Annotated in this window: 19 protein-coding genes; 1 reads left to right on the top strand and 18 read right to left on the bottom strand. The window is 73.5% G+C overall.

Annotation, left to right across the window (positions count from 1 at the left end):
- Positions 1-87 precede the first annotated feature (87 nt).
- The 10 genes from ilvC to N866_RS01720 form a co-directional block, all read right to left on the bottom strand.
- A complete protein-coding gene (ilvC, locus tag N866_RS01765) occupies positions 88-1,116 on the bottom strand; it encodes a ketol-acid reductoisomerase (RefSeq protein ID WP_034221796.1) in 1,029 nt (342 codons plus the stop codon).
- Positions 1,117-1,219: 103 nt separating this feature from the next.
- A complete protein-coding gene (gene ilvN, locus N866_RS01760; protein WP_034221794.1) occupies positions 1,220-1,744 on the bottom strand; it encodes an acetolactate synthase small subunit in 525 nt (174 codons plus the stop codon).
- Positions 1,745-1,826: 82 nt separating this feature from the next.
- A complete protein-coding gene (locus N866_RS01755; protein ID WP_034221792.1) occupies positions 1,827-3,722 on the bottom strand; it encodes an acetolactate synthase large subunit in 1,896 nt (631 codons plus the stop codon).
- A gap of 369 nt (positions 3,723-4,091) precedes the next feature.
- Positions 4,092-5,801, bottom strand: coding sequence for a dihydroxy-acid dehydratase (gene ilvD / locus N866_RS01750; protein ID WP_034221790.1), 1,710 nt, complete (start codon positions 5,799-5,801; stop codon positions 4,092-4,094).
- Positions 5,802-5,873: 72 nt separating this feature from the next.
- On the bottom strand, positions 5,874-6,524 hold the full coding sequence (locus N866_RS01745; RefSeq protein WP_034221787.1) for a VOC family protein: 651 nt from the start codon (positions 6,522-6,524) through the stop codon (positions 5,874-5,876).
- Positions 6,525-6,558: 34 nt separating this feature from the next.
- The gene (locus tag N866_RS01740; protein WP_034221785.1) at positions 6,559-8,133 is read right to left on the bottom strand and encodes a glycoside hydrolase family 43 protein; all 1,575 of its coding nucleotides are present in this window, start codon (positions 8,131-8,133) and stop codon (positions 6,559-6,561) included.
- Positions 8,130-10,568 carry a beta-xylosidase/alpha-l-arabinosidase gene (locus N866_RS01735; RefSeq protein ID WP_052022247.1) on the bottom strand — a complete coding sequence of 813 codons (2,439 nt, stop codon included), beginning with the start codon at positions 10,566-10,568 and terminating at the stop codon, positions 8,130-8,132. The genes N866_RS01740 and N866_RS01735 overlap by 4 nt, the downstream gene beginning before the upstream one ends.
- A gap of 5 nt (positions 10,569-10,573) precedes the next feature.
- Positions 10,574-11,464 (bottom strand): carbohydrate ABC transporter permease, encoded by an 891-nt coding sequence (locus N866_RS01730; protein WP_034221783.1) that lies wholly within the window; start codon positions 11,462-11,464, stop codon positions 10,574-10,576.
- Positions 11,461-12,480 carry a carbohydrate ABC transporter permease gene (locus N866_RS01725; RefSeq protein WP_034221781.1) on the bottom strand — a complete coding sequence of 340 codons (1,020 nt, stop codon included), beginning with the start codon at positions 12,478-12,480 and terminating at the stop codon, positions 11,461-11,463. Before N866_RS01725 ends, N866_RS01730 begins: the two co-directional genes overlap by 4 nt.
- Positions 12,481-12,485: 5 nt before the next feature.
- Positions 12,486-13,790 (bottom strand): extracellular solute-binding protein, encoded by a 1,305-nt coding sequence (locus N866_RS01720; RefSeq protein WP_245612330.1) that lies wholly within the window; start codon positions 13,788-13,790, stop codon positions 12,486-12,488.
- A gap of 140 nt (positions 13,791-13,930) precedes the next feature.
- On the opposite strand from N866_RS01720, the gene N866_RS01715 reads away from it, so the two are divergent.
- The gene (locus N866_RS01715) at positions 13,931-14,962 is read left to right on the top strand and encodes a LacI family DNA-binding transcriptional regulator (RefSeq protein WP_034221775.1); all 1,032 of its coding nucleotides are present in this window, start codon (positions 13,931-13,933) and stop codon (positions 14,960-14,962) included.
- 9 nt (positions 14,963-14,971) lie between these two features.
- Here the strand turns inward: N866_RS01715 and N866_RS01710 are convergent, their stop codons facing one another.
- The 8 genes from N866_RS01710 to N866_RS01675 form a co-directional block, all read right to left on the bottom strand.
- Positions 14,972-16,591, bottom strand: coding sequence for a glycoside hydrolase family 43 protein (locus tag N866_RS01710; RefSeq protein ID WP_245612329.1), 1,620 nt, complete (start codon positions 16,589-16,591; stop codon positions 14,972-14,974).
- Positions 16,588-17,541 carry an NAD(P)-dependent oxidoreductase gene (locus N866_RS01705; RefSeq protein WP_155855151.1) on the bottom strand — a complete coding sequence of 318 codons (954 nt, stop codon included), beginning with the start codon at positions 17,539-17,541 and terminating at the stop codon, positions 16,588-16,590. The genes N866_RS01710 and N866_RS01705 overlap by 4 nt, the downstream gene beginning before the upstream one ends.
- A gap of 112 nt (positions 17,542-17,653) precedes the next feature.
- Positions 17,654-18,217: a GNAT family N-acetyltransferase gene (locus N866_RS01700; RefSeq protein WP_034221769.1), complete on the bottom strand. Its 564-nt coding sequence runs from the start codon at positions 18,215-18,217 to the stop codon at positions 17,654-17,656.
- Positions 18,218-18,286: 69 nt separating this feature from the next.
- On the bottom strand, positions 18,287-19,798 hold the full coding sequence (gene gatB, locus N866_RS01695) for an Asp-tRNA(Asn)/Glu-tRNA(Gln) amidotransferase subunit GatB (protein WP_034221766.1): 1,512 nt from the start codon (positions 19,796-19,798) through the stop codon (positions 18,287-18,289).
- The gene (gene gatA, locus N866_RS01690; protein ID WP_034221763.1) at positions 19,795-21,327 is read right to left on the bottom strand and encodes an Asp-tRNA(Asn)/Glu-tRNA(Gln) amidotransferase subunit GatA; all 1,533 of its coding nucleotides are present in this window, start codon (positions 21,325-21,327) and stop codon (positions 19,795-19,797) included. The genes gatB and gatA overlap by 4 nt, the downstream gene beginning before the upstream one ends.
- Positions 21,327-21,623 carry an Asp-tRNA(Asn)/Glu-tRNA(Gln) amidotransferase subunit GatC gene (gene gatC / locus N866_RS01685; RefSeq protein WP_034221760.1) on the bottom strand — a complete coding sequence of 99 codons (297 nt, stop codon included), beginning with the start codon at positions 21,621-21,623 and terminating at the stop codon, positions 21,327-21,329. Before gatC ends, gatA begins: the two co-directional genes overlap by 1 nt.
- 67 nt (positions 21,624-21,690) lie before the next feature.
- A complete protein-coding gene (locus N866_RS01680; protein WP_034221758.1) occupies positions 21,691-22,164 on the bottom strand; it encodes a hypothetical protein in 474 nt (157 codons plus the stop codon).
- Positions 22,165-22,231: 67 nt separating this feature from the next.
- The coding region (locus tag N866_RS01675; protein ID WP_155855150.1) for a GNAT family N-acetyltransferase at positions 22,232-22,671 on the bottom strand (440 nt) is incomplete at its 5' end.

Raw genomic sequence — 22,671 nt, 5'->3', positions numbered from 1 at the left:
ACGTCTCTTCTGCCTGGCCCGCCGACCGACGGCGACGCCGCGCGGAGCGACGCGGCGCGGCGCAAGCGACTCAGGGCGCCGAAGGCCTCAGCGGGCCGCGCTGCCCTCGGTGTAGTCGGAGTCCGAGTCCTTGATCCACGCGAACATCTTGCGCAGCTCGCGGCCCGTCGCCTCGATCGGGTGCTGCTGACCCTTCTCGCGCAGCTCCTGGAACTCCGGCGCGCCGGCGTCCTGGTCCGCGATGAACCGCTCGGCGAAGGCGCCGCTGCGGATGTCGCCCAGGACGGCCTTCATGTTCTCCTTGACCTCCGGGGAGATCACCCGCGGGCCCGAGACGTAGTCGCCGTACTCGGCCGTGTCGGAGACGCTCCAGCGCTGCTTGGCGATGCCGCCCTCGACCATGAGGTCCACGATGAGCTTGAGCTCGTGGAGCACCTCGAAGTAGGCGACCTCCGGCTGGTAGCCCGCCTCGGTCAGGACCTCGAAGCCGTACTGGACCAGCTGCGACGCACCGCCGCACAGGACCGCCTGCTCGCCGAAGAGGTCGGTCTCCGTCTCCTCGGTGAAGGTGGTCTTGATGCCGCCCGCCCGGAGGCCGCCGATCGCCTTGGCGTAGGACAGCGCGAGCTCCCACGCCTGCCCGCTCGCGTCCTGCTCGACCGCGACGATGACGGGCACGCCGCGCCCGGCCTCGTACTCGCGCCGCACGAGGTGGCCCGGGCCCTTGGGGGCGACCATGAGGACGTCGTGACCCTCGGCGGGCTTGATGTAGCCGAACCGGATGTTGAAGCCGTGCCCGAACACGAGCGCCGCGCCCTCGGCCAGGTTCGGCTCGATCTCGTCGCGGTAGATGTGCCGCTGGAACTGGTCCGGCGCGAGGATCACGACGACGTCGGCACCCTTGACGGCCTCGGCGACGGTGGCGACCTTGAGGCCCTGCTCCTCCGCCTTGGCGCGCGACGTGCTGCCCTCGCGCAGGCCGACCGTCACGTCGACGCCCGAGTCCCGCAGGTTCAGCGAGTGCGCGTGGCCCTGGCTGCCGTAGCCGATGACGGCGACCTTGCGGCCGGCGATGAGGGACAGGTCGGCGTCGTCGTCGTAGAACAGCTCTGCCACGGGGGTGTCTCCTTGTGTCGGGGTGGTGGTGCCAGTGTGGTGGACGACGGTCCCCGTACCCGGGACCGGCCGTCTGTCGGACGCGCGCGCCCGACGGGTGCGCTCAGGCGCTCCGCGCGACGCGCTCGAGCGCGCGGTCGGTGATGGACCGGGAGCCGCGACCGATCGCGACCGTGCCGGACTGGACGATCTCGCGGATGCCGTAGGGCTCGAGCGCCGCGAGCAGGGCGTCGAGCTTGCCCGGGCTCCCGGTGGCCTCGACGACGACGGCGTCCGGCACGACGTCGACGACGTGCGCCCGGAACAGCTGGACGATCTCCAGGACGTGCGTCCGCGTCGCCGCGTCCGCACGGACCTTGACCAGCAGGAGCTCCCGCTGCACGGAGGCCTCCGGCTCGAGCTCGACGATCTTGATGACGTTGATGAGCTTGTTGAGCTGCTTGGTGACCTGCTCCAGCGGCAGGGCGTCGACGTCGACGACGACGGTGATCCGCGAGATCTCCTCGTGCTCCGTCGGGCCCACCGCGAGGGAGTGGATGTTGAACGAGCGCCGGGCGAACAGACCGGCGACCCGGGTCAGCACACCGGGCTTGTTCTCGACGAGGACGGAGAGCGTGTGACGGCTCATGCTGCACCTTCTTCGGGCTGGGCGGGACGCGCGGGGAGGGCCACGACGGGCCGGACGGACGACGGGTGAGGTCGGGGCACGCTCACTCCTCCCGGTCCCAGGCGGGGCTGATGCCGCGGGCGTACTGGATCTCGTCGTTGCTCACGCCGGCCGCGACCATCGGCCACACCATCGCGTCGCGGGAGACGGTGAAGTCGACGACGACGGGCTGGTCGTCGATCTCCATCGCCCGCTTGATCGTCGCGTCGACGTCCGCCGGCGACTCGCAGCGCAGCCCGACGCAGCCGTAGGCGTCGGCGAGCTTCACGAAGTCGGGGATGCGGGCCGTGCCGTGGCCGGTGTGCAGGTCCGTGTTGGAGTAGCGGGACTCGTAGAACAGGGTCTGCCACTGGCGCACCATGCCCAGCGAGGAGTTGTTGACGACCGCCACCTTGATCGGGATCTCGTTGATCGCGCAGGTGGCGAGCTCCTGGTTGGTCATCTGGAAGCAGCCGTCGCCGTCGATCGCCCAGACCGTCCGGTCCGGGTCCCCGACCTTGGCGCCCATGGCCGCCGGCACGGCGTAGCCCATGGTCCCCAGGCCGCCGGAGTTGAGCCACGAGCTCGGCCGCTCGTAGCGGATGAACTGGGCCGCCCACATCTGGTGCTGCCCCACGCCGGCGACGTAGATCGCCTCCGGCCCGGCGATCTCGCCCAGGCGCTGGATGACGCGCTGCGGCGCGAGGTGGCCGTCGTCCGGGTCGGTGTAGCCGAGCGGGAAGGTCTCGCGCCAGTCGTCGATCTGCCGCCACCAGGCCTCGAGGTCCGGCTTGCCGTGCTGCGCGTGCTCGCGGGCGAGCTCCGGCAGCAGGTCGGCGATGACCTCGCGCAGGTCACCGACGATCGGCACGTCGGCCCGGCGGTTCTTGCCGATCTCGGCGGGGTCGATGTCGGCGTGCACGATGGTCGCCAGCGGCGCGAACGACGACAGCTTGCCGGTGACCCGGTCGTCGAAGCGCGCGCCGAGGGCGACGATGAGGTCGGCCTTCTGGAGGGCCGCCACGGCGGGGACGGTGCCGTGCATGCCGGGCATCCCGAGGTGCTGCGGGTGGGAGTCGGGCAGGGCACCCCGCGCCATGAGCGTGGTGACGGCGGGCGCTCCGGACAGGTCGACGAGGCGCCGCAGCTCGTCCGCGGCGCCGGAGCGGATCGCCCCGCCCCCGACGTACAGGACCGGGCGGCGCGCGGTCGCCAGCAGGCGGGCCGCCTCGCGGATCTGCTTCGCGTGCGGCTTGGTGACCGGGTGGTAGCCCGGCAGCTCGAGCGACTGCGGCCACGAGAACGTCGTCTGCGTCTGCATGGCCGACTTCGCGATGTCCACGAGGACCGGGCCGGGACGGCCCGTGCTCGCGATGTGGAAGGCCTGCGCGATGACCCGGGGGATCTCGTCCGGGTTCGTCACGAGGAAGTTGTGCTTCGTGATCGGCAGCGTGATGCCGACGATGTCGGCCTCCTGGAACGCGTCCGTGCCGATCATCGACGCACCCACCTGGCCGGTGATCGCCACGAGCGGCACGGAGTCCATGTTCGCGTCGGCGATCGGCGTGACGAGGTTCGTCGCGCCCGGGCCGGACGTCGCCATGCACACGCCGACGCGTCCCGTCGCGTAGGCGTACCCCGAGGCCGCGTGCCCGGCGCCCTGCTCGTGCCGGACGAGGATGTGGCGCAGGGCGCTGGAGTCCATGAGCGGGTCGTACGTCGGCAGGATCGCCCCGCCGGGGATGCCGAACACGACCTCGGTCCCCGCCGCCTCGAGCGAGCGGACGATCGACTCCGCACCGGACATCGGGGTCCCGGCCGCCACGACCGGGGCGGGACCGCCACCGGCACGCCCCGGGGCGACAGGCCGTACGTCCGCCGGCGTGACGGCCGGCTGCTGCCGGGCGGTCTCGGCGGCCGGACGGCCGCTGGGCGGGGCCTGGTGCGTGCCCTGTGCCATGTCGCTCTCCCTGGTCGTGCGTGTGGTGGTGCGGCTCCCGTCGGCGCCCGTGCGGGCCCCGACATGAAAAAGCCCCTCCGCCCGTCAGGTGGGCTGCGAGGGGTCGGCGCGCGGACGATGCCTGGCTGGCGGGTCGGCCGGCGCCTAGGCGAGTACTACGAGGATCGTCTGCACGTCCCGGAGCCTACGCCTGCGTAGCCCGGGTGTCACGCCACCCTCGGGCGATCTCACATGGTGGTTCACGTGTCCAGATCGCGAACGTTGACCGGGCCTTCGGTCCGTTGACACCTTCCTTCGCCTCGCGCCGAGGCTCGGGACAGCGAGGGGCCGGGCGCGACCTGCTGCGCCCGGCCCCTCGTCCGATCCGTCTCAGCCGAGGACGGCGCCCTTGGAGGCGGACTGCACGAGCTTCGCGTACTTGGCCAGGACACCGCGCGTGTAGCGCGGGGGCAGCGGCGCCCAGCCCTCGCGGCGGCCGGCCAGCTCGGCCTCGTCCACGAGCAGGTCGAGCGTGGCGTTGCGGACGTCGAGGCGGATGCGGTCGCCGTCGCGGACGAAGGCGATGGGGCCCGCGTCGACGGCCTCGGGCGCGACGTGGCCGACGCACAGGCCGGTCGTGCCGCCGGAGAACCGGCCGTCGGTCAGGAGCAGGACGTCCTTGCCGAGCCCGGCACCCTTGATGGCGCCGGTGATGGCGAGCATCTCGCGCATGCCGGGACCCCCCTTGGGGCCCTCGAAGCGGATGACGACGACGTCGCCGGCGACGATCGTGCCGTCCTCGAGCGCGTCCATCGCCGCCCGCTCGCGGTCGAAGACGCGCGCCGTGCCCTCGAACACGTCGGAGTCGAAGCCCGCCGACTTCACGACGGCGCCCTCCGGCGCGAGCGAGCCGTGCAGGATCGTGATGCCCCCGGTGCGGTGGATCGGGTTGTCCATCGCCCGCAGGATCTTCCCGTCGGGGTCCGGCGGGTTCACGTCCGCGAGGTTCTCCGCGACGGTCTTGCCGGTCACGGTGAGGCAGTCGCCGTGCAGCAGACCGGCGTCCAGGAGCGCCTTCATGAGCACCGGGACGCCCCCGATGCGGTCGACGTCGTTCATGACGTACCGGCCGAACGGCTTGAGGTCCCCCAGGTGCGGCACCTTCTCGGCCACGCGCTGGAAGTCGGCCAGGGTGAGGTCGACCTCCGCCTCGTGGGCGATCGCGAGCAGGTGCAGGACCGCGTTCGTGGACCCGCCGAAGGCCATGACGACGGCGATGGCGTTCTCGAACGCCTCCTTGGTCATGATCTGCCGGGCCGTGATCCCCCGGCGCAGGAGCTCCACGACCGCCTCGCCCGAGCGCTGGGCGAACTGGTCACGACGGCGGTCCGCCGAGGGCGGGGCGGCCGAGCCGGGCAGGGACATGCCCATCGCCTCGGCGACCGACGCCATCGTGTTGGCGGTGTACATGCCGCCGCAAGCACCCTCACCGGGGCAGATGGCCCGCTCGATGCGGTCCACGTCCTCCGTGCTCATCAGACCGCGGGAGCACGCACCGACCGCCTCGAAGGCGTCGATGATCGTGACCTCCTTCTCGGTCCCGTCGGTGAGCTTGACCCAGCCGGGCGCGATCGAGCCGGCGTAGAGGAACACGGACGCCAGGTCCAGGCGGGCAGCCGCCATGAGCATGCCCGGGAGCGACTTGTCGCAGCCTGCGAGCAGCACCGACCCGTCCATCCGCTCGGCCTGCATGACCGTCTCGACGCTGTCGGCGATGACGTCCCGGCTGACCAGGGAGAAGTGCATCCCCTCGTGGCCCATGGAGATGCCGTCGGAGACGGAGATCGTGCCGAACTCCAGCGGGAAGCCGCCGCCCGCGTGCACGCCGTTCTTCACGGCCTTCGCGAGCCGGTCGAGCGAGAGGTTGCACGGCGTGATCTCGTTCCACGAGCTCGCGACGCCGATCTGGGGCTTGGCGAAGTCCGCGTCCCCCATCCCGACGGCGCGGAGCATGCCGCGCGAGGCGGTCGCCTCCAGACCGTCGGTGACCTGGCGGCTGCGGGGCTTGATGTCGACGGCTCCGTCGGGGGTCTGGGTCATGGGCGGAGTGTAGGACCGTCGCAGGTGGCCGTCCCAGGACCGTCCGCAGTGCGGACCGGGTGTCACAGCCGGTCAGTCGCGGCCCTGCCAGGTGCACACGCAGACCTCGTTCCCCTCCGCGTCGGCGAGCACCCAGAACGCCGGGGCACGGTCCGCGCCGACGACGCGACCGCCGGCCGCGACGGCGTCGGCGACCCGCCGCTCCGCCAGGTCGTGCGGCACGTCCACGTCGAGGTGCAGCCGGTTGCGCTGCGGCCGCGGCTCCGCCATCTGCTGGAACCAGACGACGGGTCCCCGGCCCTCGGGGTCGACCAGCCGGCCCGGGGCGCTCCGGTCGTCGACGTAGCCGAGGACCGCACGCCAGAACGGCAGGACGGCCGGGATGTCGAGGGCGTCGACGGCGACCTCCAGCATCCGCGGCGCCGCCGGGTCCGCCTCCAGCCCCTGCGCGTCGGCGACCGCGCTGATGGCGCGGGCGAGCTCGACGTCGCGCTCCGTGAGGCGCCCGACGTCGTGCGACACCAGGGTGAGCGTCACGGCCGGGTACCGGAGGACCACGTCGGGGTGGTGGCCGGCGGCCTCGGCGAGGCGGGTCACCTCCGCGACGAGCTCGGCGCCCCGCACGAACGACCCGGTGCGGAAGGTGGCCTGGAGGTGACCGAGGACGACGCGCCAGTGGCGGGCGTCCACGGCCGCGGTGACGTCGGCGTGGGAGAGGTCCATGGCACGACTCTGCCACCGCCGGCCGACATGCGGCTCAGTCGAGCGGGACGTACTCGACCCGGACGACCGTCGCCGTCGAGGTGCTGGGGCGGCCCCCGCTGGTGGCGTAGACGCCGATCCACAGGCCCAGGAAGCCCCCCGTGGTGACGCTGTCGAGCCACCGCCCGTCGGCGGTCGCGACCAGGACCGGGCTGCGTCCCTCCTCCTGGACCCCGAGCGCGTAGTCCTGGCCGCGCGCCGAGACGGTCAGGGTGACCCGGTCGGAGTCGCCCTGCAGCGGGACCTCGCCGAGCACGGTGCGCTCCGACCCGGCCACCCGCACCGCGACGGCGCGCCGGCGCCCGGCCGACCGACCGTCCTGGTCGCCGGTGACGTGCAGGAGGACGTGGTGCTGCTCCGACTGGCGGACGGCGAGCCCCACCTCCTGCCCCGGACCGGGCGCCGCCTCGAGCACCGCGCGCACGTCCACGTCCCGGTGCTGCTGCCGCAGCCCGACGAAGGACGGGACGTCGACGTCCGCGAGCGTGGCCGGGCGCAGCGGCAGGACCCAGCCCTCGTCCCGCCGGACCGCGACGTCCTCGGGCAGCGCCCGCACGGCCGTCCAGCGCAGGTCGCCCGACGGCACCACGCCCGAGGCGTCGCCGACGCCGGCCCCGCCGGCCGGTGGAGGGCCCGCCGTCGGCACGTCAACCGTGGGGGTGACCCGAGCGGTTCCCGGCGCGAAGACGGGCCAGCCGTCCTCCCACGAGACCGGCACGAGGAAGGTCTCGCGGCCGAGGTTGTAGTGGTACCCGCCGTACGGGCGCATCCCCAGGAGCACGGCCCACCAGTCGCCGTCGGGCGTCCGGACGAGGTCGGCGTGACCGACGCCGACGACGTCCGCACCGCGCCCGAGGTCCCGGTGGGTCAGCACCGGGTTGCCCTTGTTCCCCTCGTAGGGGCCGGTGATGACGTCGGCCCGGGCGACGCTCACGGCGTGGTGGATCTCCGTGCCGCCCTCGGCCGCGAGGAGGTAGTAGGTGCCGTCGACCTTGTACAGGTGCGGGCCCTCGGCCCACACGGCTCCCTTGAGCGCACCCGTCCAGACCACGTGCTCCGGCCCGACGAGGGTGCGCCGCTCGAGGTCGAGCTCGCGCACCCAGACCTCCGTCTGGTGGAACCACTCGGGGTCGCGGGCGAGCCGGGTGCCGTGCACCCACGCGCGGCCGTCGTCGTCGAAGAAGATCGACGGGTCGATGCCGCTGACGCCGAGCCACACCGGGTCCGACCACGGGCCGGCGGCGTCCTCGGCGGTCATGAGGAAGTTCCCGCCCCGCGCGTCGTCGTCCTGGTCGACGAGCGTGCAGACGAGCCAGAACAGACCACCGTGGTGGCGCAGCGTCGGGGCGTACAGGCCACCGGAGGACGCGATGCCCGCGTAGTCGAGCTGGCCCGGTCGGTCGACGACGTGGCCCACCTGCTCCCACGTCGCCAGGTCGTGGGAGCGGAAGACCGGCAGGCCGGGCAGGTACTCGAACGTCGAGGTCACGAGGTAGTAGGTGTCCCCCACCCGGCAGATCGACGGGTCCGGGTGGCAGCCGGGCAGGATCGGGTTGCGCACCGTGGTCACGCGGGCAGCTCCTCGACGGTGACGGTCCGCGGGTCGTGGAGGCCCACCTCGTGCAGCTCGCCGACGATCGAGACGAGGGCGCGCGGCGTCGTCGTCCCCGCCACGGCGGCGGCAGCGCGCTCCTGCTCGGGGATGGCACCCCCGGTCGTGCCGCAGGTCGACGAGCCGCTGGAGGCAACCCCGGCCTGGGACGCGACCCAGACCTCCACGTCGCCGGGCTCGACGACCCGCACCAGGCGGCGGTCCGAGAGGGCGAACCGCCCCGTCGGCACCGTGAGCACGAGGCGGACGGACGCGCCCGGCTCGAGCGTGACCCGGGCGTAGCCGAGCAGCTGCTCGACGGGGCGCGTCACGCTCGCCTGGCGGTCGTGCCCGTACAGCTGGACGACGTCCGACCCGGCCACGGCGCCCGTGTTGGTCACGGTGACGGCCACCCGGAAGGAGCCGCCGGCCGGGACCGAGCGGTCCACCTCCAGGTCGGTGTGCGAGAACGTCGTGTAGGACAGGCCGAACCCGAAGGGCCGGGTCGGGCTGGAGTCGGCAGACGTCACGTCCGACGGCCCACCGAGCACCGGGTGCAGGTAGGTGTACGGCTGCGCGCCGGCGCTGCGGGGCAGGGAGACCGGGAGCCGGCCGGACGGGTTGACCCGCCCCGTCAGCACGTCCGCGATGGCGGGCCCGCCGGCCTCGCCGGGGAAGAACGCCTGCAGGACGGCGCGCGGTGCGGTCCCGCCCCCGTCGAGCGCCCAGCCCACCGCGTACGGCCGCCCCGTGACGAGGACCATCACCACGGGCGTTCCCGTCGCGACGACCGCCTCCACCATGCGCCGCTGCGCGCCGGGGAGCTCGAGCGACTCGACGTCGTTGCCCTCCCCCACGGTGCCGCGGCCGAACAGCCCGGCGTGGTCGCCGACGACGACGACGGCCACCTCGGCGTCGGCCGCCGCGGCGACCGCCTCCGCGAAGTCCCGCTCGTCGCCGTCGACCGTGCAGCCCTCCACGACGACGAGCTCGGGCACGGGCAGGCCGTGCTCCGCGAAGGCCCCGGGCAGCGCCTCGGCCACCGACGGGACGTCGAGCTCCGGTGCCACGTCCGGGTGGTGCGGCAGCACGTGGTTGACGAACGAGTAGCACCCCATGAGGGCGTCGCCCCGGCGTGCGTTCGGGCCGATGACCGCGACGCGCGCGGGCGTCGTCGGCCACGCGCCGAGCGGGAGGGTGCCGTCGTTCGCGAGCAGCACCACGGACTCCTCCGCGAGCCGACGCGCCAGCGCGCGGTGGGCGGGCGGGTCGAGGTCCACGGACGTCGGCGGGCCGTCGTCGAACGCCGTCGGCTCGAGGAGCCCCAGCTCCTCCTTCTGCCGCAGCACCCGGAGCACGGCCCGGTCCACGTACGCCTCGGGCAGCGCGCCGGAGCGCACCTGCTCCGCCAGCGGCTCCAGGTAGGCGTCACCGGTCGGCAGCTCCACGTCGATCCCCGCGCGCAGCGCCATGGCGGCCGCCTCACCCCGGTCCGCCGCGAACCGGTGCATCACCTCGAGGAACGCGACGGCGAAGTAGTCCGCGACGACGACGCCGTCGAAGCCCCAGCGGCCCCGCAGCACGTCCGTGAGGAGCTCGCTGCTCGCCGCGACCGGGACGCCGTCGATCTCCGTGTAGGAGTTCATCACCGACCGCGCGCCGCCCTCGACGACCGCCATCTCGAACGGCGGGAGGTACACGTCCGCGATCTCGCGCGGCCCCGCCGAGACGGGCGCGTGGTTGCGGCCCGCCCGGGACGCCGAGTACCCGGCGAAGTGCTTGAGGGTCGCGTGGACCCCCGCCTCCTGCAGGCCGCGGACGAAGGCCGTCCCGACCGTGCCCACCAGGTACGGGTCCTCGCCGATGCACTCGTCGACCCGCCCCCAGCGCGGGTCGCGAACGACGTCGAGGACCGGCGCGAGGCCCTGGTGGACCCCGAGCGTCCGCATCGAGCCACCGATCGCCCGCCCCACCTCGTGGACGAGCCCGGGGTCGAAGGAGGCGCCCCACGCCAGCGGCGTCGGGAAGGTCGCCGCGCGCCAGGCGGCCAGCCCCGTGAGGCACTCCTCGTGCACGAGCGCCGGGATCCCGAGCCGGGTCTCGCGCTGGAGCCGGCGCTGCTCCGACCAGAGCCACGCCGCGCGCTCCACGGGGTCGACGGGGCGCGTCCCGTACACCCGCGTGTAGTGCCCGATCCCGTGCTCCGTGACCTCCTGGAGCAGGCCCGGGTCCTTCTGGCCCGAGGCCATCTCCGACTGCATCGGGGCCACGGTGCCGTTCTGGTCGAGCCAGTGGCCGACGACCTGCGCCAGCTTCTCCTCGAGCGTCATCCGGGCGTGCAGCGCCCGGACCCGCTCCGACACCTCGGGCAGGGCGGGCAGGTGGTCCACCTGCGCGATCTGGTTGGTGAGCACAGCGATCAGCCCTTCACGGCGCCGGTGAGCCCGCCCACGATCCGCCGCTCGAAGAGCGAGAAGAAGATCAGGGCGGGGATCATGGACAACGACGTGAAGGCGAGCACCCGTGCGGTGTCCACCGAGTACTGCGCCGCGAACGCCTGCACGCCGAGCGGCAGGGTGTACGACGTCTCGTCGTTGAGGATGAACAGGGGGAGCATGTAGCTGTTCCAGCTCGCGACGAACGCGAGGATCCCGACGGTGATGACGCCGGGCACCGACAGCGGGACCACCATCCGGAAGAAGAACCCGAGCCGGCTGGCCCCGTCGATGGCGGCCGCCTCCTCGAGCTCCTTGGGGATCGCCCGCAGGAACGGCACGAGGATGATGATCGTCACGGGCAGCGCGAACGCGATCTGCGGGAGGATGATCCCGGCGAGGCTGTTCATGAGACCCAGCTCGCGGACCAGGATGTAGAGCGGCGTGATGGCGACGGTCATCGGGAACATGAGACCCGCCGCGAAGAGCGAGTACAGCGCCGTCCGCCCCCGGAAGTGGTAGCGGGCGAGGACGTAGCTGGCCATGACGCCCAGCACCACCACACCCGCGGTGGTGGCGACCGCGGCGATCGCCGAGTTGCCCATCTGCCGCCAGAAGATCCCGCTGGTCAGCACGCTCGCGTAGTTGCCGACCTCCCACGGGTCCGGGAAGCCCGACGGGCTGAGGATGATCTGGGAGTTGCTCCGGAACCCGCCGATGACGATGTAGGCGACCGGGCCGATGCAGATGCCGACGAAGAAGAAGGCGATCAGGTAGGTCATCGGGCCGCTGCGCCCGAGGCGCCCGCCGTCCCGCCGGCGTCGGGACGGCCGCTCCGCCGGCAGCGGCGGTACGGCGACAGCGCTCGCGCTCATCGCTTCTTCCCTTCCGTGAGGGCGCCCTCGGTGTCACGCCGCAGCACGTAGCGCTGGTAGACGAGGGCGATGACCAGGGAGATGACGAACAGGACGACCGCGACGGCGTTGCCGAAGCCGTAGTTGCCGGCGTTGCGCCCGTTCACGACCATGTAGGTCGCCATCGTCGACGTGCCCGCGGTCGCGGCCACGTACTGACCCCAGATGATGTAGACGAGGTCGAAGAGCTGGAGCGAGCCGATGATCGACAGGAACGCCCAGATCCGGATGGTCGGGCCGAGCAGCGGCAGCGTGATGCGGCGCTGGATCTGCCAGTAGGACGCACCGTCGATGGACGCGGCCTCGAAGAGCTCCTCGGGGATGCTCTGCAGCCCGGCGAGGAAGAGGATCACCGCGAACCCGATGTACTTCCAGGTGATGATCATCATGAGCGACCAGATGGCGACGTCCGGGTCGGCGAGCCAGTCCACCGTGAGGGCGTCGAGGCCGATCTTGTCCAGGACGTCGTTGAAGGCGCCGGTGGTGCGGAGCATGAGGCTCCAGCCGGTCCCGACGATCACCTCGGAGACCACGTACGGCACGAAGATGAGCACCCGGATCACGGAGCGTCCGCGCATCCGCTGGTTGAGCAGCAGCGCGAGCGCCACGGCCGCCGGACCCTGCAGCACCAGCGACGCCACGACGATGAAGCCGTTGTGCAGGAGCGCGTCGTGGAACGTGCTGTCCCGGAAGATCGTCAGGTAGTTGTCGAGGCCCACGAAGTCGGTCGGCGGGCCGAAGCCCTTCCACCGGTAGAACCCGTAGTAGGCCGCCATGACGACCGGGAAGATGACGAACGAGAGGAACAGCAGGACCGCCGGTCCCGAGAGGAGCGCGATCTCCGCGCGCTTGCGCCAGTCCGGCCCCCGTCGTGCCCGGCGGGCCGGGGACGGCGCCGTGGTGGCACCGCCCCCGACCCGGGAGGGACCCTCGGGCGACCTCGTCGTGAGCGTGTTCTCGCCCTGGGAGTCACTCATGGGATCTAGCCCTTGGCCGCCGCGTCGTTGACCGCGGTGACGATGCCCTCGGGCGTCCCGCTGCCCGCGAGCATCTCGACGACACCGGCGTTGAGCGCGTTGCCGACGTTCTGGCCGAACTGCGTGTCGAGCCACACCTGGACGTACGCCGCGTCGTTGTACGCCGCGAGGATGTCGAGCAGGGCGGGGTCGGTGACGACGCCCTGGGCCTCCTGGCTGGCGGGTAGCGTGACGAACGCCTCGGCGTAGGCCTCCTGCCGCTCCTGCGACATGAAGAAGTTGAGGAACGCCGCGCACTCCTCGGCGGGAGCCTGCGCCGAGCAGGCGTAGCCGTCGACGCCGCCCATCATCGCGCTCGGGTCACCCTCGCCGCCCTCGACGGCCGGGAACGGGAACCAGCCGAGGTCCTCCATCGGCTGCTTGTCCGGGGTGAGGTCCGCGATGACGCCCGGGTTCCAGGCACCCATGAGCTCCATGGCGGCCTGCTCGTTCGCGATCATGCCCGCGGACGAGGCGGCGCTGCCCTGGGCGTCGGTGGTGAGGAAGCCCTCGTTGAACGGCTCGATGCTCGCGAAGTCCTGGAGCTCCTGGGCCGCCTCCTCCCAGCACGGGTCCTCGAACTGCACCGCGGCCCCGTCGGTCTCCATGGCCTCCTGCGAGCAGGTGCGCAGCGCGAAGAAGTAGTACCAGTGCGCCGCCGGCCAGGCCGCCTTGCCGCCGAGCGCGATGGGGTCGACCCCGAGCTCCTTGATCTTCGCGACGGCGTCCTCGAGCTCCTCGATCGTCTCGGGGGTGCCCTCGATGCCGGCCTGCTCGAACATCGACGTGTTGTAGTAGATGCCGCCGGGAAGCACGGAGGTCGGCATGCCGTAGACCTTGCCGTCGATGCTGAACGCGTTGAGCGTGCCGCCGACCGCGTCCTTGACGTCGTCGGCGATCAGGTCCGTCAGGTCGAGCGCCTGGCCCGCCTCCACGATGTCGGCGAGCTTGCCGCCGCCGCGCGCCATGAAGATGTCGGGCGCGTCGCCCGAGTTCAGCGCCGTCTGGAGCTTGCCGTCCATGTCCTCGTTCTGGATGGTCTGGATCGAGACGGTGACGCCCGGGTTCGCCTCCTCGAACTGGGCCGCCGTCTCGTCCCAGTACTCCTTGCCGGGGCCGGTGGTCGAGTTGTGCCAGAAGGTGAGCTCGACGTCGCCGCCGCCCTCGCCCCCGGCGCTGCCGGAGCCGGCGTCGCCCCCGCCGCAGGCGGCGAGGAGCGCGGCGGCCGTCACGGCCGCCATGGGGAGCATCAGAGCCTTGCGTGTGCTCATGGAGTCGTCCTCTTCGTTGAGTTTCCGCGGTGGATCCGGCCTGGAGCGGTCCGGTGGCCGGGACGTGGGGAAGCCTCTCAACCGGATCGAGGCGTGTCAACCGTTATCGATAACGTTTTCGACGCGATACGATCCGGGACGTGAGCCGAACCGGACGCGTGACCATCAACGACGTGGCGCGGACCGCCGGCGTGTCCGTGGCGACCGTCTCCAAGGTGATCAACGGTCGCTACGGCGTCGCGCAGGCCACCAACGAGCGGGTGCAGGAGGTCATCGCGAGCCTGGGCTACGAGTCCTCGCTCGTCGCCCGCAGCCTGCGCAGCCACCGGACCAACGTCATCGGGATCCTCGTCGCGGAGTTCGAGCCCTTCAGCACGGAGATCCTCAAGGGGGTCTCCCAGGCGGTGGCCGGCACCGGCTACGAGCTGCTCGCGTACTCCGGCGGCGGCGCCGGCGGCACCGACGTCGGCTGGGAGCGCCGCTCGCTGTCCCGCCTCAGTGGCACGCTCATCGACGGCGCCGTGCTCGTGACGCCCACCGTGGTCGAGGTGCACGACGGCGTCCCGGTCGTGGCCATCGACCCCCACGCCGGCCCGTCCGGCATCCCGACGGTCGACTCGGACAACCTCGCCGGCGCGGTCACGGCGACGGAGCACCTGCTCGCCCTGGGGCACCGCCGGATCGGCTTCCTCGGGGGGCGGCCGGACCTGGAGAGCTCACGGCTGCGCGAGGAGGGCTTCCGCACCGCGATGGCGCGCGCCGGCGTCCCGGTGGACCCCGCTCTCGTGCGCGTCGGCGGCTACCGCCGCGAGACCGCCGACCGGCCCGCGCACGAGCTGCTCGAGCTCGCCGACCGGCCCACCGCGGTCTTCGCCGCCAACGACCTCATGGCCATCGCGACGATCGAGGCCGCCGCCGACCTGGGCCTCGCCGTGCCGCGGGACCTGTCCGTCGTCGGCTTCGACGACGTGCCCGAGGCGGCGGCGACCACGCCACCGCTGACCACCGTGGCGCAGCCCATGCAGCAGATGGGCTCGGTCGCGATCGGCATGCTCGTCGAGCTCATGGCCGGGCGCCCGGTCCCCGCGGCCCACCTGCGCCTGCCCACGCGCCTGGTCGAGCGGGGTACCTGCGCGCCGGCTCCGGTCGGTGCCACCGCCGCGGTCCGGTAGACCGGCCCCTCAGCGCTCCACCGGCCGGTACTCCACCCAGTCGACGTGGGCGGCGGAGCGCGTCGGCATCCCGTTGCTCGTCGCGTACAGCCCGATCCACACCCCGACGAAGGTCTCCTCCACCCGGCTGTCGAGCATCCGGCCGTCGAGCGTCGCCAGGTGCCGCTCGACGCCGGCCTCGTCGGTCAGGAGCGCCGCGTAGTCCTGCCCCCGGACCCGCAGCGTGAGGTCGAGGGCGCCGTCGGGCACCGGCTCGGAGTGCAGCACGGTGCGTCGCCCCTCGAGGCGGCGCACGACCAGGACCCGCCGCGGACCGTCCACGACGTCCGGGCCTGCGACGACCACGAGGTAGCTGTGGCTGTCCGACTGCCGGACCGCGAGACCCGCCCACTCGTCCCCCGTCGTCGGGTCGAAGTGGAGCCGCACCCGGACGTCGACGTCGACGTGCTGCTGGCGACGCCCCACGAAGGCGCACGGGACGCCGTCGGCGAGGGTCTGCGGCCGCAGGGCGAGCTCGAGCCCCCCGCCGGGAACGGGCCGGCAGAACTCCTCCGCCGGGCCCCGCGCCGAGGTCCACTCGGGGCGGAGCCCGCCCGCGAAGTCGTCCCGGACCGGCGGGACCGGCCACGGGTGCGGCGGGAGCGAGGGCGCCACCTCGACCTGGCACACCTGACCCACGCCGGGCGCGAACACGGGCCAGCCCTGCTCCCACGTGACCGGCACGAGGAACGTCTCGCGTCCGAGGTTCTCGTAGAGCCCGCCGTAGGGCCGCGAGCCCATCACGACGGCCCACCACGTGTGGTCCGGCAGCTCCACGAGGTCCGCGTGACCCACGCCGACGACGGGGTGCGCGCGGCCGAGGTGGCGATGGGTGAGCACCGGGTTCGCCGGGCTGCCGCGGTAGGGACCGGTCACCCGGTCCGCCCTGGCCACGGTCACGGCGTGCGTGTGCTCGGTCCCGCCCTCGGCCGCGACGAGCACGTACCGTCCCTCGACCTTGAACAGCCGCGGTCCCTCCGCCCACACGGCGCCCTGGAGCGCGCCGCTCCACAGCACGTGCTCCGGCCCGACCAGCCGCAGCGTGCGCAGGTCGAGCTCGCGGATCCAGATCTCCGTCTGGCCCTCCCACGCCATCGGCCGGCTCTCCCGCATGCCGGTGCACCAGGCGCGACCGTCGTCGTCGAAGAACAGCGCGGGGTCGATCCCCTCCGCGTCGAGCCAGACCGGGTCCGACCACGGGCCGGCGGCGTCGGTGGCCGTCATCACGAAGCTGCCCGAGGGCTCCTGGGTCCCGTGCCGGACCACCGTGCTGGTCAGGTAGAACGTGCCGTCGTGGTGGCGCAGCGTCGGGGCGTACAGGCCGCGCGAGGCCTCCACGTCGTGCAGCGCGACCTGGGAGGGCCGGTCGACGACGTGCCCGACGGGACGCCAGTGCACGAGGTCGCGGCTGTGGTGCACGGGCAGTCCCGGCACGTACTCGAACGACGACGTGACGAGGTAGTAGTCGTCGCCGACGCGGCACACCGTCGGGTCGGGGTGGCAGCCGGGCAGGACCGGGTTGCGGAAGGTCCGGCCCAGCGGCGCCGCCCCGCGCTCCCCCGGCAGCCGGCCGGTCGCACCCGCGGTCACGACCGGTCCTCCCGGGGTTCCCGGACCACGTTGCGCAGCGCGGTGCCCGTCGCCAGCGCGGTCACCTGCGCCCGGACGAGGGCCGCCATGCGGGGCACCGTGGCGTCCGACGCGCCCCCGACGTGCGGCGTGAGGATCACGCCGGGCGCCCGCCACAGCGGGTGGTCCGCCGGCAGCGGCTCGGGGTCGACCACGTCGAGCGCCGCACGCAGCCGGCCCGCCGTCACCTCGGCGACGAGCGCGTCCGTGTCGACGACCGCCCCCCGCCCGACGTTGACGACGAGCGCGCCGTCGGGCAGCGCGGCGAGCGCCGCGGCGTCGAGCAGGCCGCGGGTGGCCTCCGTGAGCGGCAGCACGACGACGACGGCGTCGACCGTCGGGAGGAGGCGGGCGAGCTCGTCCGCGCCGTGGACCACGGCGCCGTCCTCGACCCGGGCGGTGCGGGCCACCCGCACGACGACGACCTCGAACGGCTCGAGCCGCCGGGCCACGGCAGCACCGATCGACCCGTGCCCCAGGACCATGACGCGCCGGTCCGCGAGCGACCGACGCTCCCGGGGCCGCCACACCCCCTCCTGCGCGTCCCGGACGGCGTCGTCGATGCCGCGCTGCGCGGCGAGCAGGAGCCCGACGGCGAGCTCGGCGGTCCCGGCGTCGTGCACCCCGCGGGCGTTGCACAGCGCCGCGCGCACCGGGGCGTGCGCGAGGGCGTGCTCGAACCCGGCGCTCGGCAGCTGCACGAGGCGCAGCGCGGGCAGCGTCTCCAGGGCCCGGAGCCGGTCGCGGTCGGCCCGGGCGAGGACGACGGCGGCCACGTCCGCCGGGGCGACGCCGTCGGGCAGCGGGTCGGCAGGGTCCCAGCCGACGAGCCGGACCTGCGCGGGGACGCCGTCGGCGGCGCCCTCGAGCGCGTCGAGGACCCCGGGGTGGGCGAGGGTGACGGTCAGCATCGGGGCCATCCTGGTCCTGGGACGTCCCGTCCGCAGCGCGTGGGCGGCGTGGGCGGCGTGGGCGGCGTGGGCGGCGTGGGCACGGTCGCGTCGCGGGGACGGCGGGGTCCGGTCAGCGCTCGGCGTCCCGGGTCGCCCGGTAGTCGTCCTCGAGGATCGCCATGAGGACGACGTCGGTCCAGTACTCCCCGTCCCGGTGCACCTCCCGCAGACGTCCCTCCACCTCGAACCCGTGGCTCTCGTAGAGCATCCGGGCCCGCGGGTTGATCTCCAGGACGTCCAGCGCGACCCGGTGCAGGCCCAGGCCCTCGGGCGGCGCCGCGAACGCGTGCTCGAGCACGAGCCCGATCGCCTCGCCGCCGAAGCCCCGACCACGCTGCCCGGGACGCAGGGCCATCCGCATCGACGCGTTGGCGTCGTGCTCGTCGACGTCCGCCAGGACGATCTCGCCCAGGAACTCGTCGGAGTCGTGGGTCGTGATCGCGAGGTCGATGCGGCCGGGGCGCCCGGAGACCGTCGCGCACCAGGCGTCGACCTGCTCCCGGGTGTGCTCGACGACGGTGCCGGTGAGGCGCCGCCCCTCGGGGTCGTTGACCATCTCCCACATCTGCTCGGCGTCGCGCGCCGCGACGGGTCGCAGGACGACGAGCTCACCGCGCAGCGTCGGCTTCTCCATGACGTTCCTCCCTCGGACGCGACCGGCCGCCGTCCCCGACGACCCGTCCCGCCACCGACCGGCGTCGGATCAGTCCTGCGCCACGCGCTCGAGCACCAGCTCGCGCACCCGTCCGGCGTCCGCCTGACCGCGGGTGGCCTTCATGACCGCGCCGATGATCGCGCCGACCGGCCCCAGGTTGCCGCTGCGGATCTTCTCCGCGACGTCGGGCTGGGCCGCCAGGGCCTCGTCGACCGCCGCGATCAGCGGCCCGTCGTCGGAGACGACCTCCAGGCCCCGGTCGTGGGCGACCTGCTCGGGTGACCCCTCCCCCGCGAGGACGCCCGCGAGGACCTGCCGGGCGAGCTTGTCGTTGAGGCGGCCCGACTCGACGAGCCCCTGGAGCTCGGCCACCTGCAGCGGCGTGACCAGCAGCTCCTCCAGCGCGACGCCGTCGGTGTTCGCGGTGCGGGCCAGCTCGCCCATCCACCACTTGCGGGCGGCCGCGGGCGAGGCCCCGGCGGCGACCGTCGACTCGATGAGCTCGATCGCGCCGGCGTTGACCACGTCGCGCATCTCGGCGTCGGCGTAGCCCCACTCGTCCTGCAGCCGCCGACGGCGCGCGACCGGCATCTCCGGCAGCGTCGCCCGGATCTCCTCGACCCAGTCCCGCGACGGGGCGACCGGCACGAGGTCGGGCTCCGGGAAGTAGCGGTAGTCCTCCGCGTCGGACTTCACGCGGCCGGGCGTCGTGACGCCTGTGTCCTCGTGCCAGTGCCGGGTCTCCTGGACGACCGTGCCGCCGCCGTCGAGGACGGCGGCCTGACGGGAGATCTCGAACCGCACCGCGCGCTCGACGGACCGGAAGCTGTTGACGTTCTTGGTCTCGGTCCGGGTCCCCAGCGGGGCGTCGGGGGACGGCCGCAGCGACACGTTGACGTCGGCGCGGACGTTGCCGCGCTCCATCCGTGCCTCGGACACCTCGAGCGCCCGGAAGATGTCCCGCAGGGTCTGCACGTACGCCCGCGCCACCTCGGGCGCCCGGGTCCCGACCCCGGTGATGGGCCGGGTGACGATCTCGATGAGCGGGATCCCCGCGCGGTTGTAGTCGACGAGCGAGTACTCCGCACCGTGGATGCGCCCCGTCGCACCACCCACGTGGGTGTTCTTGCCCGCGTCCTCCTCCATGTGCGCGCGCTCGATCTCCACGCGGACGACGGTCCCGTCCTCGAGCTCGACATCCAGGAACCCGTCGTGGGCGATCGGCTCGTCGTACTGCGACGTCTGGAAGTTCTTCGGGATGTCCGGGTAGAAGTAGTTCTTCCGCGCGAACCGGCACACCTCGGCGATCTGGCAGTTGAGCGCGAGACCGATCTTGATCGCGGACTCGACGGCCGTGCCGTTGAGCACCGGCAGCGCGCCGGGCAGGCCGAGCGAGACCGGCGTCACCTGGGTGTTGGGGTCCGCCCCGAACTCCGTCGGCGCGCCGTCGAACATCTTGGTGCGCGTGCCGAGCTCGACGTGGACCTCGATGCCGATGACCGGGTCGAAGCGGGCCACGGCCTCGTCGTAGTCGACCAGGGCGACGGTGGACGTGCTCATGGCTGGCTCCCCTCGGGCGCGGCGGTCGGCAGCTCGGGCGCCTGCGCCAGGAGCGGACCGCCCCAGCGCTGCTCGAGCAGCGTCTCCAGGGCCGCGCCCACGCGGTACAGGCGGTCGTCGGCGCGCGCGGGCGCCAGGATCTGGAAGCCGACGGGCAGGCCGTCGACCAGCCCGTTCGGGACGGACATGCCCGGCACCCCCGCGAGGTTCGCCGGGATGGTCGCCACGTCGTTGAGGTACATGGCGAGGGGGTCGTCGAGCTTCTCCCCCAGCTTGAACGCCGTCGTCGGCGCCGTGGGCGAGACGAGGACGTCGACCTGCTCGAACGCGGCCGCGAAGTCGCGCTGGATGAGCGTACGGACCTTCTGCGCGCTGCCGTAGTAGGCGTCGTAGTACCCCGCCGACAGCGCGTACGTGCCGAGGATGATGCGGCGCTTGACCTCGTCGCCGAACCCGGCGCCGCGGGTGGCGCCCATGACGCGCTCGGCGGTCGCCGGGCCGTCGGTGGGCTCCACGCGCAGACCGAAGCGCATGCCGTCGAACTTGGCCAGGTTGCTCGACGCCTCGCTGGGCAGGATGAGGTAGTACGCGGCCAGCGCGTAGTCGAAGTGCGGGCAGGAGACCTCGACGACCTCGGCGCCCGCGCCGCGGAGCAGGTCCAGCGACTCCTCGAACCGGTCGCGGACGCCGGCCTGGTAGCCCTCCCCGTCCAGCTCGCGCACGACGCCGACGCGGACACCGGTCAGGTCGCCGGTGAGGCCCAGCCGGGCGGCGCCGACGACGTCGGGCAGCGGCTCGGCCAGCGAGGTGGAGTCCCGGGGGTCGTGCCCGCCGATCACCTCGTGCAGGAGCGCGGAGTCGAGCACGGTGCGGGTGACCGGGCCTGCCTGGTCCAGGCTGGACGCGAGCGCGATGAGGCCGTAGCGGGAGACGCCGCCGTAGGTCGGCTTGACCCCGACGGTGCCCGTGACGGCGCCCGGCTGGCGGATCGAGCCGCCCGTGTCCGTGCCGATCGCGAGCGGCGCCTCGAACGCCGCGACGGCCGCGGCGCTGCCGCCGCCCGAGCCACCCGGGATGCGGTCGAGGTCCCAGGGGTTGTGCGTGTCCCCGTAGGCCGAGTGCTCCGTGGAGGAGCCCATGGCGAACTCGTCCATGTTCGTCTTGCCCAGGATCGGCATCCCGGCGGCCCGGAGCCGCTCGACCAGCGTCGCGTCGTAGGGCGGCACCCAGCCCGACAGGATCCGCGAGCCCGCCGTCGTCGGCATGCCCTTCGTCACGACGACGTCCTTGACCGCGACGGGCACGCCCGCGAGGGCCGGGAGCTCCTCGCCGGCGGCGCGCCGGGCGTCGACGTCGCGCGCGGTCGCCAGGGCGTCCTCCGTGCTGACGTGCAGGAACGCGTGCACCGCGCCGTCGACGGCGGCGATGCGGTCCAGGTGCGCCTGCGTCACCTCGACGCTGGACACCTCACCGGAGCGGAGCGCCTGCGCGAGGTCGGCGGCGCTGCGGCGCGTGAGGTCGGCCGCCATCAGTCCTCCTCGAGGATCTGCGGGACGAGGAAGCGGCCGTCCTCGGCCGCCGGCGCCCCGGCGAGCACGTCGGCGACGGGCAGCGGCTCGACCGGGACGTCGTCGCGGAACACGTTCGTCAGCGGCAGCGGGTGGCTGGTCGCCGGGACGTCGGCGGTGGCGATCTCGCTGACCTTCGCGACGGACTCGACGATGACGTCGAGCTCGCCCGCCAACCGCGTCAGCTCCGCCTCCGACAGGTCGATCCGGGCCAGGGCGGCCAGGCGCGCGACTTCCTCGCGGGAGATGGTGGACATGGTTGGCGAGTCTAGTGGTCACCGGCCGCCGCCCCCGAGCGTGCGCGGCGGTGCCGCCGACGGGCCGTCAGCCCGCGACGCCCGACCCGACGGCCCGCTCCACGAGCACGAGGAGGGCGCCCGCGTAGGCGTCGGCCGCGGTCGCGGCGGTGAACCGGCGCTCCCCGCCGTCGGCGGCGCGGGTCGTCACGACGTAGGTCCCGAGGGCCGGGTCCGACCCGTCGACGTCGTCCTGCGGGCCGGGCGCGCGGCCCTGCACCGCGAGCGAGACGAACGTGCCGCCGAGGAGCTCGCGCAGCTGGTCCTCGCGGGGCAGCCAGAGCGCGTCGTCCTGGGCGACGGAGTCCAGCGCCCACTCCGTCGTGCCGTTGAAGCCGAGCACCGTCCCGCCCGGGTGGTCGTGCACCTCGATGGTCATGTCGCTCAGCGTGAAGACCTGGCCCGCGAGCTCCGGCTGCGGGATGACGAACCGGTCGCCCGGCGCCGGACGCCACCTCAGGCCGGCGATCACGAGCCGCTCGGCCAGCTCGACGGAGATCATGGCGACCAGTGTGCGCGTCCCACGGCACCTCGACCAGGGGAGGCGGGTCCTGCCGCTCAGGCCGTCGTCAGGGGAGCTCGCGGTAGTGGTACGCCGCCGCGGGGGTGAAGCCGGCCGCCGCGTAGAGGGCGCGCGCCGGGGCGTTGCCCTCCTCCACCTGGACGAGCACGTGCGCCGCGCCCCGGGCCGCGGCGCGGTCGAGCGCCGCGGCGGTCAGCACCGACGCGACGCCACGGCGCCGGGCACGCGGGTCGACCATGAGGCAGGAGACGACGCACCACTGCCCGAGCGTCGCCGCCCGGACCACCCCGACGACGCCCTGGCCGTCCCGCGCGGTGACGTAGTCGGCGGGCGCCCCGGCGACGACCCGACGGGCGACGTCGCGGCCGTCCCCGCCGGACTTGACCGCGAGCCAGGCCTCGAGCCACGGGTGGTCCGGCCGGTCGGCGACCTCCAGGGCGAGCGGCGCGCCGTCGGGGGCGCGCCGATCGCTCCGTGCCGCCGTCG

The organism is Actinotalea ferrariae CF5-4 (assembly GCF_000603945.1).
Lineage (GTDB): Bacteria > Actinomycetota > Actinomycetes > Actinomycetales > Cellulomonadaceae > Actinotalea > Actinotalea ferrariae.
The sequence above is the reverse complement of the archived record's forward strand: the minus strand, read 5'-3'. Positions and strand labels throughout refer to the sequence as shown.